The sequence below is a fragment of the Staphylococcus marylandisciuri genome, from assembly GCF_025519785.1.
GTDB classification, from domain to species: Bacteria; Bacillota; Bacilli; order Staphylococcales; family Staphylococcaceae; genus Staphylococcus; species Staphylococcus marylandisciuri.
Genome location: NZ_JAOPKZ010000017.1, coordinates 21,722 through 41,908, shown reverse-complemented (window position 1 = coordinate 41,908; position 20,187 = coordinate 21,722). Strand labels below are relative to the sequence as shown.

Here is a 20,187-nt window from a genome sequence, read left to right as displayed (position 1 = left end):
GAAATAAAGTGAACACACACTAATAATTAAACATTGAATCCCTGCATAAATAGTGATTATACTTTGAAGTTTAGCCCCTAAAACGAATAATACTATCGAGGTTATAAGGCCGCCTATGAGAGGAGTATAAAGTGAGCGTTTGAGTGTAATCAAAGGTCGATCTTAGATGAATGAAAATAAAAATTAGAGCACAGCGATTGCGCGTAATAGAATCTACTGTAACTCTAATTTAAAGTACCTCATTTTCTATTTCAAATCTACACTTTCTTCAGCATTTGCAGAGGTAATGGCGACGCCTATTAATGTAATGATACCTCCAATCATTGCAACTAACGTTGGCATTTCACCTAACATAAAGTAGGCTAATATAAGTGAAATTGCTGGTGTTAAATAGAGAGAGATCGTGGCGTCTGACACACCTATTTTTTGTATCGTATAGGCTAAGGCAATGTAAGGGATAACTGTTGGAAATGCGCCTAAATAAAAGACGGATAGTATAGCTGTCATGTGGGCGGACTGCATTTCACTAACACTTTCAGGTAAAAATATAAGCATAAATAATGCTCCTGTAATTATTGTATAAATCGTTAATGGGATAAATCCATATTTATCTAAGAACTTTTTTTGAAACGTAAAATATACGCTCTCGCCAAAGGAGGCTAGTAGAACGAGCACGATACCTACGATAAAGACATTCACTTTGTCTCCGTTACCTAATGATATTAATGCTACGCCTAAAAATGCAATCAGTGAACCAAACCAAGCTAATTTTGAAAATCTTTCTTTAAAAAAATAAGTGGCGAGCAGTGCAGAAAAAATAGGAGTTGTGGATACGATTAAGCTAGCCACGCCAGCACTCACATAGTATTCACCGATACTTAATGCAGTGTGATAGACTGTAAAACCGCTAAATCCTAACAGTAGAATAAACGGTATGTCTCTCATATTAGGAAGAGGTATTCTTCTTACAATCCCTAGAAAGAATAATATTATTGCCGCGATGAGTAACCTTAAAGCAGATAAATGTTCCGCTTTAAAATCGTTAAGTGCTATTTTAATTACTGGAAAAGCTGAAGCCCAAAGTAAAATAGTAATTCCAAATGCAAAGTAAATGGATTTATTATAGTTGTGTTTATTCATCATCATCTGCCACCACGGTTTGTTGGTAGTTAATTAGACTCACTGAATTTACACCCGTGTTATTACTTTTTCCATTGTCAGCTGAGCTTATGTAATGACTAACCTCGGTATTAGAAACAACGTAAGATTCTACGGGTTGAGTAATTTCAAAGCTCCCTATTAAATCTTTACTGACGATTTCTTCGGTCGGATTATGGCCTGCTGCAGGAATTGCTATAACATTCGTTTCTCCAGTTTCATTGCTTCTTTCAATTAAATGTGTAGATGGAAAAGGTTCATTATCATGATGCGAGCAATAAGTTAATGAACATGCTTTATATCTATCTGCTGACAAATGACTCATTTCTTCTAATAATTCTTGATCATCATCTTGTATGCCTTCATAGTTTAACTCCTTCACTAAATCACATTGTGCATAAACATTTTGTTTAATCTCACTCACTATAGAACAACCCCTTTAATATTGTATGGGAGCGGGACAGAAATCTTTTTATTCAAATTAGATTTCTGTCCCGCTCCCTTTCTCTCTAGTCAAAGACCATTATGTCCCAGTAAAATCTATCGTCATAGATTTCTTCATAGCTAATCTTAGTATGTTTGATTTATAATGAGTACAACCAATTGTCAGATAATTTACCCAACCAATTGATAAAGGATTGATTTTTCATTAAGTATAAAGAGATTGCTTCATATATTAGAGACAAGGTAATAAGTGGAGATTGGTTCTATGGGATGAGGATTCCTTCTCACCGAACGTTAGCCAACCAATTTAATGTTAATAGAGTTACGATTATTAAAAGTATAGAATTGTTAGAATCAGAAGGTTTTATTTACACGAAGAAAGGAAGCGGAACGTATGTAAATGATTATTTAAACGAAGATTACATTTTAAACAAATGGTCTGAAATGATGGAGTGGTCGTTTAGGATGAGAAGTCAGTATACGGTACAACTTATTAACAAAATTGAAGCAGACCCATCCTATATACATATAAGTAAAGGAGAGCTAGGCAAAGATTTACTTCCACATCTAGAATTAAAAAATGCCATGACTCGTGTCTCAAATTATATAGGAGAACTATCGTTTGGATATAATAATGGGTATGGCTACTCAAAGTTGAGGGAATTAATAGCGAAGCGTTTGAATAATGAGGGCATAAACATCACGAAAGATAATGTATTAGTAACTTCTGGAGCATTGCACGCCATTCAGCTTTTAGTTACCGGATTTTTAAGTCAGAATACAGTTATCTTTTCTAATACGCCGTCTTATATCAATTCTACGCATGTCTTTGACTACTTTAATATGAAAAAAGTGAGTATTTCATATAGTGAATTAAGCGATTTCCAAAATATTATTAATAAGCTACCTAGTCATAGAGAAAAAGCTTTGTATATAGAGCCATCATTTAATAATCCAACTGGTCAGTCCATATCCGAAAAAATGAGGGAGGATATGGTTAATTATAGTAAAGTTCATAATATGCCAATTATCGAAGACGATATTTATAGGGATATATGGTTTGAAGAAAAGCCCACAAGATCACTTAAGTCATTAGATACCACTCATAATGTGATACATATAAGTAGCTTTTCGAAATCGATTGCCCCAGCTATTAGAATTGGTTGGGCTATTGCGTCTGAAAAAGTGATTGAGCAATTAGCTGATATAAGAATGCAAATTGACTACGGTTCAAGCATATTGTCTCAAATGGTGGTTTATGAATTACTGGAGAGTGGAGATTACGATAGACATGTGTCTAACCTCAGAAATGCATTAAAAGAAAAACGGGACTACATGTTAAATATTTTAAACGAGGATTTTTCTAATATAGCTCAGTGGGACATACCTAAAGGTGGCTTTTTCATATGGATTAACTTTAATGAGAATATCGATGTTAAAAAGCTTTTTTCAGAGTTGATTGATAAAGAAAAAATATTAATAAATCCAGGGTTTATTTATGGAAGTGACACAAATACGATACGTCTCTCATATGCCTTTGAAGATAAAGCAAATATTAAGTATGCATTGACTAAGATCTATCAGTACGCTTGTTATACTGAGTTTAAGTAAAAACTTTAAGATTATATTTGACTCAAGGTAAAATAAGAGGTATAATACATATACAATAATTTAATTTATTGTACTTATACCTAAAATTACAGAATCTACTAAAACAAGGCTAAATGCCGTGTTTATCTCGTCAACTCGTCATGTGGTTGACGAGATTTTTTTATATCGATAGTAACAACTTCATATATTTGGGAGTGATCATATGAAAAGAAAGTATATATTAGGATTAGACATCGGAATTACATCAGTAGGTTATGGAATTATTGATTATGAAACTAGGGATGTCATAGATGCTGGCGTACGTTTATTTAAAGAAGCTAATGTTGAAAACAATGAGGGGCGCCGTTCAAAACGAGGTACTCGAAGACTTAAGAGACGACGTAGACATAGATTACAAAGAGTAAAGAAACTGTTATCTGATTATAATTTATTGAATCAAGATAGTGAACTAAGTGGAATCAATCCTTACGAGGCACGCGTGAAGGGATTAAGTCACGAATTAAGTGCAGAGGAATTCTGTGCGGCATTACTCCATTTAGCAAAGCGTAGAGGCGTACATAATGTTAACGAAGTGGAAGAAGATACAGGTGAAGAATTATCTACCAAAGAACAAATTACTAGAAATAGCAAAGCATTAAAAGAGAAACATGTGGCGGAATTACAGTTAGAGCGTTTAAAAGTAGACGGTGAAGTGAGAGGCGCGGCTAATCGTTTCAAGACATCTGACTATGTAAAAGAAGCAAAGCAGCTGCTAGACATACAACAAGCATATCATCAAATTGATCAAGCTTTTATAGACGCTTATATCGATTTATTGGAAAAAAGAAGATATTATTATGAGGGACCAGGTAAAGGCAGTCCATTTGGCTGGAAAGATATCAAAGAATGGTATGAAATGTTAATGGGCCGTTGTACGTATTTCCCAGAAGAACTACGCAGTGTGAAATACGCCTACAACGCTGATTTACATGATGCGTTAAATGATTTGAACAATTTGATCATTACTCGAGATGAGAACGAGAAATTAGAATATTATGAAAAGTATCATATTATCGAGAATGTCTTTAAACAAAAGAAAAAGCCAACGCTTAAACAAATCGCGAAGGAGATTTCGGTAAATGAGGAAGATATCAAAGGGTATCGTGTCACAAGTACAGGTAAACCAAGCTTTACAAATTTCAAAGTTTATCACGATATAAAAGGTATTACATCAAGAAAGGAAATCCTCGAGAATGCAGAGTTACTTAATCAAATCGCTGAGATATTAACTATTTATCAGTCACCAGAGGATATACAAGAAGAATTAGCGAAACGGGATTCAGACTTGACACAAGAAGAGATAGATCGAATTTCAAACTTGACAGGTTACACGGGGACGCATCGCCTCTCTTTAAAAGCAATAAATTTAATATTAGATGAACTATGGCATACTAGTGATAATCAAATGGAAATATTCACTCGCTTGAAACTTGTACCTAAAAAATTGGATTTAAGCCAACAAAAAGCAATTCCTACTACTTTAGTTGATGACTTTATATTGTCTCCAGTGGTAAAACGTTCATTTATACAATCTATTAAAGTCATTAACGCTATTATTAAAAAATACGGTTTACCAAATGATATTATTATTGAACTGGCGAGAGAAAGAAATTCTAAAGATGCACAAAAAATAATTAATGAAATACAGAAGAGAAATCGTCAAACGAATGAACGTATTGAAGAAATTATAAGAACAACAGGTAAAGAACATGCTAAAACTTTAATTGAAAAAATTAAGCTACACGATATGCAAGAAGGGAAATGTTTATACTCGTTAGAATCAATTCCTCTAGAAGATTTACTTAATGATCAATTCAGTTACGACGTAGACCATATTATTCCACGTTCTGTGTCTTTTGATAACTCTTTCAATAATAAAGTGTTAGTAAAACGAGAAGAAAATAGTAAAAAAGGAAATAGAACGCCATTTCAATATTTAAGTTCTTCAGCTTCAACAATAAGTTACGAGACATTCAAAAAGCATATTTTAAATCTCGCTAAAGGCAAAGATAGAATTTCTAAGAAGAAAAAAGAATATTTATTAGAAGAACGAGATATCAATCGCTTCAGTGTTCAAAAAGATTTTATTAACCGTAATTTAGTGGATACACGCTATGCGACTAGAGAATTAATGACCTTATTAAGATCGTATTTTAGAGTTAACGACTTAGATGTCAAAGTGAAATCGATTAATGGCGGGTTTACTAGTTTCTTAAGAAATAAATGGACATTCAAAAAGGAAAGAAACCAAGGCTATAAACACCATGCTGAAGACGCACTGGTTATTGCGAACGCTGATTTTATCTTCAAAGAATGGAAAAAATTAGATCAAGCTAAAAAAGTGATGGAAAATCAAAAAGTCGACGAAAAACAAGCTGAAAGTACGTCTAAAGTTGAGGGTGAACAAGAGTATGAAGACGTGTTTAAAAAGCCCCCTCAAATCCAATATATTAAGGATTTTAAAGATTATAAGTACTCACATAGAGTTGATAAAAAGCCGAATAGAGAGTTAGTTAATGACACAATATATTCTACGAGAAAAGATGACAAGGGCAATACATTAATCATTAATAACTTAAAAGGATTATATGATAAAGATAACGATAAATTGAAAAAGTTAATTAACAAAGCACCTGACAAATTATTGATGTATCATCATGATCCACAAACGTATCAAAAGTTAAAATTGATTATGGAACAGTATGGTAATGAGAAAAATCCTCTTTACAAATATTATGAAGAAACAGGCAATTACTTAACGAAATACAGTAAAAAAGATAACGGACCAGTTATCAAAAAAATTAAATATTACGGCAAGAAGCTAAATACGCACCGAAATATTACGGGTGATTATCCAAATAGCAGAAATAAAGTAGTAAAACTATCATTGAAACCGTACCGATTTGATGTTTATTTGGATAATGGTGTATATAAATTTGTGACCGTTAAATACTTAGATGTGATCAAAAAAGAAGATCGCTATGAAGTTAATTCAAAGTGTTATAAGAAAGCAAAAAAACTGAAGAAAATTAGTGAGCAAGCCGAATTTATCGCAAGTTTTTACTACAATGACTTGATTCAAATTGATGGTGAATTATATAGAGTCATAGGTGTAAATAATGATTTGCAAAACAGAATTGAAGTCAATATGGTAGACATCACATATAGAGAATACTTAGAGAATAGAAATGAGAAAAAAACACCTAGAATATTTAAAACAATAGCAAGCAAGACACAATCTATTAAGAAACATTCTACAGATATTCTCGGAAATATTTATGAAGTGAAAAGTAAAAAACGTCCTCAAATGATAATGAAGGGATGATTGAACTTTGGCATGGAGAATAGTGTATCTTTCAGAAGTAGATAAGCTTGCATTGAATTTAAATAATTTAAAAGTCGCGAAAGGGAGCGGGACATAAATCCCAGCCTCTTCAACATCTCGGCAGTAGATGACTGATTTGAAAACGCGCTTGTATCAAGCTTTTTTCAATTCTAGTCATCTTTGCCGGGGCGGGACAACGACATCTTTTTATTCAAATTAGATTTCTGTCCCGCTCCCTATTAGTAGTACTCATAATAAATTCATACTAAGATGATCTATGTCATGTCTACTGAAAACTAGTAACTTTCATTCTTAAAATAAACTTTGCTGCATAGAGGGTTATGCCAATATGCAATGTGGTCATAATACTATCGAGACCTGTAACGTAACTTGGGAAAAAGAACTTTGCTATTCCAATGTTAATAATTATACCTAGTATAAAAATAATAATTGTTAAGGGGGACCCTTTTTTTAACCATTCTTGAGTACGTGAATTAAATGAAATTTTCATCGTCGTGCCTCTAATTAGACCAAAAATAAAGCCAATTATACATGTAATTATCATATATAGGTACAATGTCGAATCATCTTTATACATGTGAATAATACTAATTGTTAATAAAAATCCTATGACCATTAATATTAAGGGTGCTTTACTTTTTAAATTAAGGTTCTTTTCTTTTAACATGATGCGACAAATTAGTAACAACATCGCTAGTATGATTATTAAATTAAGCACGTCATCACTCGCTTTCATTGTTAATATATATAGTGTAATTGAATTAACAAAATGAAAACAGTGACATTTGTAATCAATAAATTGATTTTTGTAATAAAATTAGTATAGATAAATCTTTTTAGTACTCTATAATTTTAGGTATGAGATATACTGTTTTTGACGCTTTGTTATTACGTGTTTGGTTTTAGTACTCTGTAGTTTTAGGTATAAGGTATACATTTGAACAACTTGTGTACGCTAACGCTACGTTTTAGTACTCTGTAATTTTAGGTATGAAGTATACAAATTTGTTTAAAGAAACAAAAGTCAGATTGTTTTAGCACTCTATAATTTTAGGTATGAGGTATACTATTCAACAAATCATATCCACTTTCATTGGTTTTAGTACTCTGTAATTTTAGGTATCAAAGTTTTCTTTTCCCCGTTACCCTTTATCAAAGCCACTTTTAATCATAGAGATAATTGTGCTCTTTTTATATTAATATTGAGATCGGGGCACAAGCGTTTAGGGTTTGAGCAGGGGGCCCCAACACGGAGAAACTGATTCATCAGTTTCACCAAGCAATGCAAGTTGGGGTAGGGCCCCAACACAGAGAAACTGGGACATAATGTAATGTCTCAACTTCTTTCAGCATCTTGGCAGTAGATGACTGATTTGAAAATGCGCTTGTATCAAGCTTTTTTCAATTCTAGTCATCCTTGCCGGGGCGGGACGACGAAATCTTTTGTTCAAATTAGATTTCTGTCCCGCTCCCTTCACCATCTCGGCAGTAGATGACTGATTTGAAAACGCGCTTGTATCAAGCTTTTTTCAATTCTAGTCCTCCTTGCCGGGGCGGGACGACGAAATCTTTTTATTCAAATTAGATTTCTGTCCCGCTCCCGAATCGTGAGCGTTTCTGTCGACAATCCTGCTTTTGGGACGCCGTTATATGGTTTCCTAGAGCACTAAAATTTTTATGTCTCAACCTCCTAATAGTTTAGAGCTTTTTATTATCTAGAATTAAAATAACGGTCAGTGAATAGTTCACCAACCGTTAAAAATGTGCAATCGTTATAATGATTGTTCGTCGAATTTACTTCATCTCTTTTAGTTGATCGAAAATAATTTTTCTTTGTTTTTCTAAAGAGATAGGGTCATTATATTGCGTATCTTGTACATTTAAATCAATGACATGTCCGTTCTTTACAGTTTTTAAGTTTTTCCAATTTTCTTTTTGCGTAAATGGAGGTTTTTGTCCCATACTAGCTAATATAATATAGTCTCCAGCGTAATCTGCAAGCTTTTCTTCAGATAGTGTAGCCATATAAGCGTTTTTAGTTTCTTTTTCTAACATCTTAGGTTGTTTCATACCATACCCGTCATAAACTATTTCTGTACCACGGCCGTAGTTTTTACCGAATGCAGTTAGACCTTTAGGAGTTGCTTGGAGAACTGTTATTGTTTTCCCTTTAATATTATCACCAAGCGATTTTTTATCTTCTTGTAATTTATTCTCCCAATCTTTTAACCACTTATCAGCTTTATCTTGTTCATTTACAATTTCGCCGAGTTTTTTAGTTGTTTCTTTATAATTAGATTTCATTGCATCCATCTGAATGGTTGGTGCAATTTTTTTGAGTTTCTTAACATTTTTATCTTCTTTTGTAGTAATGATAAGATCAGGTTTTGTTTTTGTAACTTGTTCCACATTACCTTGACCTATTCTTTTAATTCCTTTCGTTGCTTCATCAAGTGTTTTATTCTGACTAACGAACTCTGTAACACCCACTGGTTTGTGATCGAATTTGACTAAAGCACCAACATATGTAGGGTGTAAGACCACAATTCTTTTCGGATTTTTAGGTATTTTAACCTTAGTTCCATCATCTTGTTTAAATGTTTTTGTTGCAGAATTATCACTCTTTGATTCGTGTGATTTATCTTTACTGTCATTAGTATTACAAGCAGCTAAAAGTAAAATTAAGCACATTGTAATAAATATCAATTTTTTCATATATAACACTCCCTTTTTATTGAAAGTAATAATCGTTATCAATTATACCACAATATTTAAGTATCACAATATTTATTTTTAAGAGAAATTTGTAAATGATCATTAAAAAGAGCCTTCTAAAGCAAAAAGATCATTTCACTTTAGAAGGCTCTCTCTAGTCTGTACATATAGCGGGTCGCGTAATATGCTAAGACAGTTGATCTTCATCCGTTTCTCTTTCAAACTCATCCAATAGCGCACGAACTTCGTCGGTTGAATTCGTGCTCATCAATTGATGGCGAAGTTGGCTAGCACCCCTAATACCTCGCACGTAAATCTTGAAGAATCGGCGTAGGCTTTTAAATGGGCGTGTTTCGCTTTTCTCGTATTTATCGAACAACGAGAGATGTAGTCTCAGTAGATCTAATAATTCTTTGGCTGTGTGCTCACGAGGTTCTCTTTCAAATGCAAACGGATTATGGAAGATGCCTCTGCCTATCATGATGCCATCAACTCCATATTTCTCCGCGAGTTCAAGTCCAGTTTGTCTATCAGGGATATCTCCATTAATCGTCAAGAGTGTCTCTGGAGCGATTTCGTCTCGCAATGTTTTGATTGCTTCGATTAGTTCCCAATGAGCATCTACTTTACTCATTTCTTTGCGGGTACGTAAATGGATAGATAGGTTGGCGATATCTTGTTCTAAGACGTGTGTTAACCACTCTTTCCACTCTTCTATATCGTAGTAACCGAGACGTGTCTTAACGCTTACTGGTATACCACCTGCTTTGGCTGCTTGAATAATTTCAGCTGCGGTTTCAGGACGTAGAATTAAACCTGAACCCTTGCCCTTTTTTGCAACGTTTGCTACAGGACATCCCATATTTAAATCAATTCCACTAAAGCCCATCTCAGCCATGCCAATACTCATTTCTTTAAAGTGCTCTGGTTTATCTCCCCAAATATGAGCAACGATAGGTTGTTCGTCTTCACTAAACGTTAAACGACCACTCACACTGTGTACGCCTTCAGGGTGACAGAAACTTTCCGTATTGGTGAATTCAGTGAAGAACACGTCCGGTCTTGCAGCTTCGCTAACCACATGACGAAAGACGATATCTGTTACTTCTTCCATCGGCGCTAAGATAAAGAATGGGCGTGGCAAGTCATTCCAAAAGTTATTCTTCATAATTTATTTAAACCTTCTTAATTATTAAATGTTTACCATTGATGATATTACCATAAATTTTGAATAAATACACAAGGAATATGAATTGTGAATTGGGAACGTCTGACTGAGTTGGTAACGCTCCTTAAGGTTTGACCTATGACATGATAGGGCTTGATAAATATTGAGTGTCGTTTATGCAATTTGCCCAATTGATTGGCGAATCATTTAAAAACGCTCTCACTCATACTGAATAAGTTAGTAGGATGAGAGCGTTGATTATTGATAACTGCTCAACGAATGGTTGTGAGCATATCCTACCTGCTATAAGGTTTAAATTGAATGTTTGATTACTCGCATTGAGTGAAGATAAGCAAAGAATGCAAAGATAAAGTAAACAATAGCGTAGATAATCATAATGATAATGACAGGTTTATACGTTCCGGGATCCATGATCTTCATAAACGCATATGCCGCAAAGAATGCGTGGAGTAATGCTATAACAAGTGGAAGGCCGAAGTTAAATAGAATGTTGAGAAATAAACCTTTAGCCATATCTGTAGTTGTAAATCCAATGCGACGAAGCACTTTAAAGTTATCTATTCCGTCTTCCGTTTCATCTACTTGTTTAATATAAATGATACAACCGGCCGCGATTAAGAACGCGAGACCTAGGAAGGAACTAACGAACATCAATATGCCATTACTCATGTCCATCATTTTAATCAGGCTGTCTCTTGAAGTTATGAAGGGGTCTACCTTATGTGCAATGTGCTCTGCTTTCTTAACATCGCTATGATGTTTCAAGTTGTAACCGTAGTTATGTTGAGTAATCTTCTTCTCTTTTAAACTGTGATAAACTTTTGGACTAACTTGGATGATTGGTCCTGCAGAAGAAAGTGAAGTCGGATAAACCTTATCATCATCTTTCTCAGTAACTTTAACGGTTTGCTTAGATTTCCCTTTAACTGTAATATGATTATTCATATTAAAGTGGATCATGCCGTTAGCTAATTTGGTATTCGTTAGTTTAGCTTGCTTCCCTTTAAGTTTTGGATTGCGCATTATCGGAGTAACCTCTGAATGGTTTTCTTTACCATTAAATGACATTACTTTATCCTGCACTGTTTTAGGAGTAATTGATTCGTAAGTGACTTTACTAAATGGTATGTGATGTTGGTTTAATTGATGTTCAAATTTATTAGCAGTGCTCGTCTTTTCAATATTGAAGTCTTGTGGCGAGCTGGACTGAATGTAACTATCTGTACTCGAGTAAGTTATTACAGCAAAACAAAGTGTGCTGACTGTAATTGCTGAGATGACTGCAATGACAGTTAAAGACATCGCATTCTTCTTCATTCTATGCATAATTGATGAAGTGCTTACGACATCTGTAATTGAAACACGGCCATTTTTAGCTCTTCTAATCGTTTTAAAGATAAATGACACGGAACTTCTAAAGAATAAATAAGCACCGACAATAGTTAGAAATAGAATGATAAATGGGCTCAACATAGACAGCGTTAGAGGTTTAAAGACGCCGAACATTTCTGTAGCTATATAGTACCCGAGCGCTATCATGATGATTCCTAAGATGCCACCGATCGTTTCTTTAACGGTAATACGAGACTGAGTCGCTTCGGTCTTGCTACTATCTTTCATCATAGATAAGATGCTTCGTCTCTTTAGGAAGAGCCAGTTTTGGAACATGATTAATATAAAGGCCATGAGTAACATCAATAATGTCACCAATAATGCTTGAGGTTCGAAACTGACAGATAAATGAACTTTGAGTTTCATCAGGCTAGCAGCTACGTGTAGTAATAGTTGGGAGCCAAAGACGCCGATAATTACCCCAAAGACGCTTGTAATGACAAATATGGATAACTGCTCAATGCAAATCATTCTTAGAATATTACTTCTAGTTAGCCCTATAAGTTGAAACAAAGCAAATTCTCTTGTACGTCTTTTAACAAATAAGTGATTTGCATACATCAGAAATATAATAATAATGAAAAATAAAGTAATTGAACCGATAGTAGCCCCGTTTTTAATGAGGCCACCACTCTCAGAATTATTGATGCTACGAGCATACTTTAATGTTGAGAAACTAAAATAGAGAATGATACTAATAAGTAACGAGAATAAGAACATGCCGTAATGGCGAATATTCTGTCGGAAATTTTTAAGAGTTATGTGGTTAAAAGACATCTACCGCACCTCCTAGTGAGGACTGTAGTTGAATAATTTCTTGATAGAAGACGTGTTTAGAATTATCTTCCTGACGTATTTCTGAATGTATATTTCCATCTTTCAACATGATCACTCTCTCGGCAAAGCTTGCTGCTGCTGGGTCATGCGTAACCATGATGATTGTTGAATTAAATTGTTTATTCATGTCTTCTAACCGATTCAGTAAGTCGCGCGCACTTTTAGAATCGAGGGCGCCGGTAGGCTCATCGGCAAAGATAATCGTAGGCTTGTGCACGAACGCGCGAGCTGCGGCAGTACGTTGCTGTTGCCCACCGGAAATTTCACTTGGATATTTGTTACTTAATTCAGAAATACCGAGTGCTTCGGTTACTTCTTTATAATTTTGTTCCATTTCGTATTTTGGAATCTTCTGGACAGATAGCGGTAACATGATATTTTCTTTAACAGTGAGGGTAGGAAGTACACTGTAATCTTGGAAGATAAAGCCTAACTGCGTTTTACGAAAGTTCGCCAATTTTTTATCGTTTAATTTATTGATTTGGTTACCATTAATTTCTACAGAGCCGTTGGTGATAGTATCAATCGAACTTAACACATTGAGGAGGGTCGTCTTACCTGACCCTGAAGGGCCCATAATTGCTACAAATTCACCTTTTTCAACTGAAAAATTGAGGTTGTTAAGTGCTTGATACTTCTGTTTGTTACCATATACCTTAGATAGATTGTTTACATTTAAGATCGCCATACTTTCACTCCTTGAATGATGTTATATTCAAATTGTAGTTAAAAGGGGTTATCGTAACATTTATCTAACCTTACAAAGTGACTGGGGAAACTTACACATTTGTAAGATATAGAGCTTCAAGAAGTTCGAAATGTATAATAAGACGACGGAGCCATAAAAAAAGCACTCAGATGATTTGACTCAATTCATCCGAGTACTTCTTTATAATCAATACTTCATATTGAATGGCTTTGCTTTTCCACCCCAACCCGCAGTGCTTGAGGGGAGCGGGACAGAAATCTAATTTGAATAAAATGATTTCGTAGTCCCGCCCCGGCAAGGATGACTAGAATTGAAAAAAGCTTGATACAAGCGCGTTTTCAAATCAGTCATCTACTGCCAAGATGTTGAAGAGGCTGGTATTTATGCCCCAGACCCTTTCTCTCTAGTTAAAGACCATTATGCCCCAGTTTCTCTTTGTTGGGGCCCCACCCCAACTCGCATAGCTTGCGGAAACTGTTTTACCAGTTTCTCTGTGTTGGGGCCCCCTGCTCAAATCTTAAGCGTTTTTGTCCTGACCTTTAAATTTAAAGATCGACTCAACACGCAAACACTACTTGCACCATTTTTCTCTTATACGTTTAAACCACGTCTTTTTAGAAGAGACTGCCACGCCTGAGGGTTTAGTGATTTCTCGCTTCAGTTCTTCTCCATAATCAAGTGCGCGCTCCATTAAATAGGTTTGTGAGTTAAGCGGCTCTAAGCTGTTTTGTTGATAGTGATAGTGACCTGTACTATCTTGGTAACGCGCTTTTTGATTATCAGCTAATTGTAGGTTTAAGTAATTAACAAGTCGTTGGGCAATCGCTTTATCTTCTACAGGAAAGAGGATTTCTACACGTTTAATCATGTTCCGAGTCATGGCATCTGCAGATGATAAATAGATTTGTGAATTTCCATTATTGTAGAAGTAGTAAATGCGAGAATGCTCTAGAAAACGCCCGACGACACTCGTCACTCTAATATTGTCACTTATCCCTGCTATACCTGGTTTAAGGCAGCAGATGCCTCTAATGATTAAATCTACCTTGACCCCAGCCTGAGAAGCTTCAAATAGCTTTTTAATAATATTCTTATCTGTTAAGCTATTCATTTTCATCATGATGTGACCAGTGCCATATTCTCTTTGCATGTTAATCTCTCTATCAATATGATCAATAAACACATCTCTAATGTCATAGGGAGCGACGATTAACTTCCTATAATGTGGTTTACGCGTATAACCACTTAAATAATTAAAGAAACTAATAGCATCTTCGACGATTTCATTATGAGTCGTGATGATGCCCATATCAGTGTAGATAGTAGCTGTTTTATCATTGTAATTTCCAGTGCCTAAATGGACGAAAGAGGTTAGTTGACCCCCATCTTTTTTAACTACTAGCGCAATCTTACTATGCGTCTTAAGATGTGTCATACCATATATGACGTGACAACCCGCATCTTCTAGCATTTTAGCCCAATGAACGTTATTCTCTTCATCGAAACGGGCTTTCAGCTCAACCAAGACAGTTACTTGTTTACCTTTCTCAGCCGCTTCTTTCAAACTAGTAATAATAGGCGAATCTTTACTGACACGGTAGAGCGTCTGTTTAATCGCAATCGTATTCTCATCTTCAGCCGCCTCCCGAATAAAATCTACGATGCCTTTAAAAGATTCATAAGGATGATGGAAGAAGATATCTTGTTGCAATGCTAAATCGTACACGTCTCTATAACCTAATGAACGAGGGGGTTGCGGCGTGTAAGGTTCATAAGTGAGTCGATTAAGCTTATGAGAGTAGTAGCTTACAAGATCTGACAGAAAGGTTAAGTCGAGGGGACCATCAACGCTATAGACGTCTTCCATATCCAGCTCTAACTGGCGTAAAATCCATATTAAATCCTCTTCTGTACCGCGTCGGCCATCCACCTCTACCCTAACAGCGGTGCCTTTCTTTCTCTCTTTTAAAAAGCGCTCGATTTCAATAAGTAGATCTTCCGCGCCATCTTCATCGAGAGTTAAATCTGCGTTTCTCGTGATACGGAAAGGAAAAGTATTACGAATGGTATAGCCCTCAAATAGTTGATGTATGTAATATTCGATAATGTCTTCAGTCATGACTATATATTGAGTTTGCCCTGAATTAAATGTTCGATACCGAGAAATAAGTGGTGGCACGGGCACAATTGCCGAGTATAAACGGTGATCTGTATTGATATCGACAAAGATGTTGATCGTCTTATTATTTAATTTAGGAAAGGGATGATAGGCATCGATGGCCAGTGGTGTCAGGGTAGGTAAGATATGTTGTGTGAATTCTAGTTCTAGTGAGGTATGTAGTTCTTCTGGCAAATCTTCCGGTCTGACAATACATATGTTGTAGCGAGATAGTTGTTGTTTCAGTTCTTGATAACGTTCATATTGCTGATCGACGTAAGAAGCGTTTTTCTTTTTAATTTCGCTGAGTTGCGTTTGAGGCATTAATTGCGCTTTATTCTCTGGCTTATCATACCCCATTTTAACTTGATCCTTCAGCCCAGCTACTCTTACCATAAAGAATTCATCTAAATTCGAACTAAAAATAGATAAAAAATTAAACTGCTCTAAAAGAGGGTTACTTGGATCCTTAGCTTCTTCGAGAACTCTTAAATTAAAGTCTAGCCAACTTAATTCACGATTATTATAGTATTCTGGAGAATCTAAGTTTTGTTCTTTATCCTCTATACTCATAGCAATCTTTACACCTCATTCAACATCGTTATATATCGGTAAATATAAACGTAACATATGAATTTTAAGCTTTTGTAAAGTTGATGATGAGATTTGATTTTAATATCTTTTCGATATGTTTCTTTTGTTGTTCTGAATAATAATATTCGACGACAGGCTTATCGTCACAATAAACATTAAGTTGATAATCATCGTGCTTTGTTCTCGTTAATTCTACATTTTGAATACGATCGGTATGAGAGATATTCAATGCATTAGAGAACTTGATAATACCTCCTAATTTAAGCAGGAGTTGAACCGTCTCATTATCCAGCCAATTCGTTTGTTTACTATAGAATTTAAGTAACGTCTTATTTTTAAAGCTAGCTAACAGCGCTAATCTTAAGCGTTCTTCATGAGTGAGTCCGTCAATATTAGTGTTTGCAATAAGATAATAAGTATGGGGCGAACTAGAGTCAGAATCGATAAAGCGTCCTAAATAATAAAGATATGCTCCCTTTAGAAATAGCCAACGATCCTTACTTGAGATTTCAAGAAATTGCAGTGCGCACAACTGATCTAATAGTTGTTTACACAGCTCCACTCGATGCTCGGCACTTTGAGGTTCAATTTCATATTCTTGAGCTAAGTTATGTAGCGCTCTGCTACTTACATGGTTAGCATCAAAGTCTTCAGCATATGTGTTGTTGATTAAGTGCATGATATAGCCTTCTCGTAATCCTTTTCTTGAAAAGGTAAATTGAGTGGCTTTCATATGAGAGAATAAACTGGTGAATACAGTTGCAGCTGGCGTAATCAGATCCACTCGATCCCGACTGAGCCCGTCTAAATCTTTTAATTCTTTACGTTTACTGTGTGTGAGGAGATGATAAACTTCCTCAAGGGCGCGGTGATCCATTGTATAATTATGGACGCCGCTAATAGGGTAAGCGTGCTTAGCTTGATGTATACGTGCAATATTACGCGCTGAACCGCCTATGCCAACTAGTGGAACTTGCACGTCACTTAGCCAAGACAATTGATGAAATTGCTTTTTAAGAAAGTGCTGAAGCGCTTTGATAGATTCCTTGTCACTCGGATCTTGATGGTCAAAATATTGACGTTGTAGGGTCACGGCACCAAAAGGGAAACTGTGTGAGTGCACACGTCGTTTATCTTTAAATAATGTCACTTCTGTAGAGCCCCCACCAATGTCAATTGCAATACCATCTCGAATTTCAGTCGTGTGAATAATAGCGTAGTAGCCATAATATGCTTCATCATCTTCTGAAATAATTTTAATAGTAAGATCGAGGTTCTTCTGTATTTGTTTAATAATATCTTTGTTATTCTTAGCTTGTCTTAAGGCAGCTGTCGCAATTGGATGTAAATCATCGATATTAAAGCGGTTTGCAATATCTTGGAAATTCTCTAAAGTTTCTTCTAGTATATCGATACCTTGTTGCTCGAGCTGATTATGATCGTTTAAGTATTGGCTTAAGCGCGCTGGAATTTTGATATTAAGTATGTCATTTAAGCCTAGTTGACTATCTGCTTCAAAGATGACGAAGCGGATAGTATTAGAACCAATGTCGATTAAACCTAGACGTTTCATATAAGCCTCCTCGGTAGTTAAACGTACTTAGAATGATAGAGTTGAGATTCGTCAGACATAAGCTTTGATGACGTAGTCTTCTTCTTGTACAGGGTGAACGTATTAAGATGATGACGATAGGGCGCCATCTTCTGTCAATGACGACCTGGATTAGGTTTCATCTTTCTTAGATACACATCTTTCCCTCCGCATAATAACAGAGGTAGTGGCTACTTTTTAAAGTGCTGTACTTATTTATAAAGAAGGCGGGACACAAGTGTTTAGGGGGGCCCCAACACAAAGAAACTGGTTCATCAGTTTCCACCAGCAATGCAAGTTGGGGTGGGGCCCCAACAAAGAGAAACTGGTAAACCAGTTTCACCAAACACAGCGAGTTGGGCGGGACTACGAAATCTTTTTATTCAAATTAGATTTCTGTCCCGCTCCCGAACCGTGAGCCTTTCTGTCGACAATCATGCATACTTGGACGCCGTTAAGCGGTTGCCCAGAGCACAGAAACTTTATGTTTCAACCTCCTTATTTACAAAGGTGCCACTACGGTAGAACAAGTGTCCTTATCTCAACTTAAATTACTCTGTTATGTCCAGTGTACACAATAGTCCTATCAATAAGGTATAAGTGAAGCTAAAGATTTCGTTAATTTGATGTAAAGCTTGATCAATAGGGATAGCAGCATTTAAATATGTTGAAGGTTTAAATAACAGATAAGTAAGTGGATGAGCTTATTATATATGGGATAAATTTAAATCGCTTACATATTCTTGCATTTTTCATGTTATTTTACTACGTTAGTAGAAATATGTGTTTTAAAGAGTATACGCAATAATAGATAAAAAATGTATAATGAATATTGATAATTTAACTTAGGAGTTAGAAAATATGAAAAAGCAAAAGCTTTCATTTAAAGAAATCATCTTTATAGGTTCAATGTTATTTGGCTTATATTTCGGAGCGGGGAACTTAATCTTTCCCATACATTTAGGTCAGACTGCGGGGGCCCACGTTTGGCTAGCTAACTTAGGTTTTCTGCTTGCTGCTATAGGGTTACCGTTCTTAGGAATTATAGCGATTGGTATTTCTAAGAAGAATGGGGTCTTCGAAGTAGCGACGAGAATTAATAAGATATATGCCTACATATTCACCATAGCTTTATACTTAGTGATCGGACCTTTCTTCGCGTTACCTAGATTAGCAACAACGTCGTACGAAATAGCCTTTTCACCATTTGTGTCCTCAAGCACTGGGCGCATACTATTACCACTATTTAGTGTTATATTCTTTATACTCGCATGGTTCTTCGCTCGTAAGCCATCGAAAATCCTAGATTATATCGGTAAGTACTTAAACCCAGTATTCCTTGTATTACTAGGCATCGTGGTCATATTAGCTTTCATCCACCCTTTAGGCGAGATTAGCAATGCACCTATTAGTCCAGATTATAACAAAGGTGTGTTGTTAAAGGGATTTGTTGAAGGTTATAACACCTTGGATGCGTTGTCATCCTTAGCGTTTGGGATCATCATCGTCACTACGATTCGCAAGTTAGGAGTTACAGAGCCCAATGCGATCGCGAGAGAAACATTTAAATCCGGGACGGTCAGCACGATAGCTATGGCGGTTATTTATACCTTATTAGCGCTTATGGGGGCTATGAGTTTAGGTCATTTCAAACTGAGTGAAAATGGCGGCATCGCTCTAGCTCAAATAGCGCAATATTACTTAGGTGATTACGGCATTATTATCTTGTCATTGATCATCATCGTCGCGTGTTTAAAGACCGCAATTGGATTGATTACAGCCTTCTCAGAGACATTTACCGAAATGTTCCCGAAATTAAATTATCTGTGGCTTGCGACTGGAGTAAGTGTCTTAGCCTTTATCTTTGCGAACGTTGGTTTAACGAAGATTATTATGTACTCGACACCCGTCTTAATGTTTATCTATCCATTAGCTATTACCTTAATATTGTTAACTTTGGTAAGTCCACTGTTTAATCACGCGTCTCTCGTTTATCAGTTAACGACAATATTTACAATTATTGCGGCATTTTTCGATGGGGTAAAAGCCTGCCCAGACTTTATAAGTCAATCTAAGGGAGCCCAAGCGTTAATCTCATTCGCTGAACATTATATACCGTTCTACAATATTGGTATGGGATGGATAGTCCCTGCAGTGATAGGGTTTATCATTGGCTTAATCATCTGCAAGTTCACTTATAAATCTGAGCCCCAAGGATAATTAAATTAAAAGTCATATGATTTGAATTCCAAATTATTTAAAGAGAATAGAGCGTTATACTCAAGTCGTATCAAACATATACATCTGCGGATTCTTACAAGATGAGCCAGCACTTCTTAGTCTACAAACGCCTGAGAAATCTTGAGCAATACCGGATTGTCCTCTACAAAGGGTGGCCCGCTGT

Annotated in this window: 15 protein-coding genes; 5 read left to right on the top strand and 10 right to left on the bottom strand. The window is 35.7% G+C overall.

What is annotated here, in order from left to right:
• Positions 1 to 246: 246 nt before the first annotated feature.
• Positions 247 to 1,140, bottom strand: coding sequence for a DMT family transporter (locus N9R04_RS10140; RefSeq protein ID WP_262856656.1), 894 nt, complete (start codon positions 1,138 to 1,140; stop codon positions 247 to 249).
• Positions 1,133 to 1,582 (bottom strand): hypothetical protein, encoded by a 450-nt coding sequence (locus N9R04_RS10135; protein ID WP_262856655.1) that lies wholly within the window; start codon positions 1,580 to 1,582, stop codon positions 1,133 to 1,135. The genes N9R04_RS10140 and N9R04_RS10135 overlap by 8 nt, the downstream gene beginning before the upstream one ends.
• A gap of 224 nt (positions 1,583 to 1,806) precedes the next feature.
• Here N9R04_RS10135 and N9R04_RS10130 point away from each other — a divergent pair, with 224 nt between their 5' ends.
• The gene (locus tag N9R04_RS10130) at positions 1,807 to 3,213 is read left to right on the top strand and encodes an aminotransferase-like domain-containing protein (RefSeq protein WP_262856675.1); all 1,407 of its coding nucleotides are present in this window, start codon (positions 1,807 to 1,809) and stop codon (positions 3,211 to 3,213) included.
• 202 nt (positions 3,214 to 3,415) lie between these two features.
• Positions 3,416 to 6,577 carry a type II CRISPR RNA-guided endonuclease Cas9 gene (gene cas9, locus N9R04_RS10125; protein WP_262856654.1) on the top strand — a complete coding sequence of 1,054 codons (3,162 nt, stop codon included), beginning with the start codon at positions 3,416 to 3,418 and terminating at the stop codon, positions 6,575 to 6,577.
• Positions 6,578 to 6,863: 286 nt separating this feature from the next.
• Here the strand turns inward: cas9 and N9R04_RS10120 are convergent, their stop codons facing one another.
• The 8 genes from N9R04_RS10120 to ppx all read right to left on the bottom strand — a co-directional run bounded on the left by N9R04_RS10120 (position 6,864) and on the right by ppx (position 17,765).
• Entirely contained in the window at positions 6,864 to 7,334 is a 471-nt protein-coding gene (locus tag N9R04_RS10120; RefSeq protein WP_262856653.1) for a hypothetical protein, read from the bottom strand.
• A gap of 1,058 nt (positions 7,335 to 8,392) precedes the next feature.
• A complete protein-coding gene (locus N9R04_RS10115) occupies positions 8,393 to 9,313 on the bottom strand; it encodes an ABC transporter substrate-binding protein (protein ID WP_262856651.1) in 921 nt (306 codons plus the stop codon).
• A gap of 187 nt (positions 9,314 to 9,500) precedes the next feature.
• A complete protein-coding gene (locus tag N9R04_RS10110) occupies positions 9,501 to 10,481 on the bottom strand; it encodes a tRNA dihydrouridine synthase (protein WP_262856650.1) in 981 nt (326 codons plus the stop codon).
• Positions 10,482 to 10,793: 312 nt separating this feature from the next.
• Positions 10,794 to 12,671 (bottom strand): FtsX-like permease family protein, encoded by a 1,878-nt coding sequence (locus N9R04_RS10105; protein ID WP_262856649.1) that lies wholly within the window; start codon positions 12,669 to 12,671, stop codon positions 10,794 to 10,796.
• Positions 12,661 to 13,419 (bottom strand): ABC transporter ATP-binding protein, encoded by a 759-nt coding sequence (locus N9R04_RS10100; RefSeq protein ID WP_262856648.1) that lies wholly within the window; start codon positions 13,417 to 13,419, stop codon positions 12,661 to 12,663. Before N9R04_RS10100 ends, N9R04_RS10105 begins: the two co-directional genes overlap by 11 nt.
• A 166-nt stretch (positions 13,420 to 13,585) precedes the next feature.
• Positions 13,586 to 13,738 (bottom strand): hypothetical protein, encoded by a 153-nt coding sequence (locus tag N9R04_RS10095; protein WP_262856647.1) that lies wholly within the window; start codon positions 13,736 to 13,738, stop codon positions 13,586 to 13,588.
• 273 nt (positions 13,739 to 14,011) lie between these two features.
• Positions 14,012 to 16,171 (bottom strand): RNA degradosome polyphosphate kinase, encoded by a 2,160-nt coding sequence (locus N9R04_RS10090; protein WP_262856646.1) that lies wholly within the window; start codon positions 16,169 to 16,171, stop codon positions 14,012 to 14,014.
• Between the two features lie 64 nt (positions 16,172 to 16,235).
• Positions 16,236 to 17,765, bottom strand: coding sequence for an exopolyphosphatase (ppx, locus tag N9R04_RS10085; protein WP_262856645.1), 1,530 nt, complete (start codon positions 17,763 to 17,765; stop codon positions 16,236 to 16,238).
• Positions 17,766 to 17,986: 221 nt separating this feature from the next.
• Between ppx and N9R04_RS10080 the strand changes: the two genes are divergently transcribed.
• The 3 genes from N9R04_RS10080 (at position 17,987) to brnQ (ending at position 20,003) form a co-directional block, all read left to right on the top strand.
• The gene (locus tag N9R04_RS10080) at positions 17,987 to 18,115 is read left to right on the top strand and encodes a hypothetical protein (protein ID WP_262856644.1); all 129 of its coding nucleotides are present in this window, start codon (positions 17,987 to 17,989) and stop codon (positions 18,113 to 18,115) included.
• Entirely contained in the window at positions 18,075 to 18,308 is a 234-nt protein-coding gene (locus N9R04_RS10075) for a hypothetical protein (protein ID WP_262856643.1), read from the top strand. Before N9R04_RS10080 ends, N9R04_RS10075 begins: the two co-directional genes overlap by 41 nt.
• A gap of 336 nt (positions 18,309 to 18,644) precedes the next feature.
• Entirely contained in the window at positions 18,645 to 20,003 is a 1,359-nt protein-coding gene (gene brnQ / locus N9R04_RS10070) for a branched-chain amino acid transport system II carrier protein (RefSeq protein ID WP_262856642.1), read from the top strand.
• Positions 20,004 to 20,187: the final 184 nt, after the last annotated feature.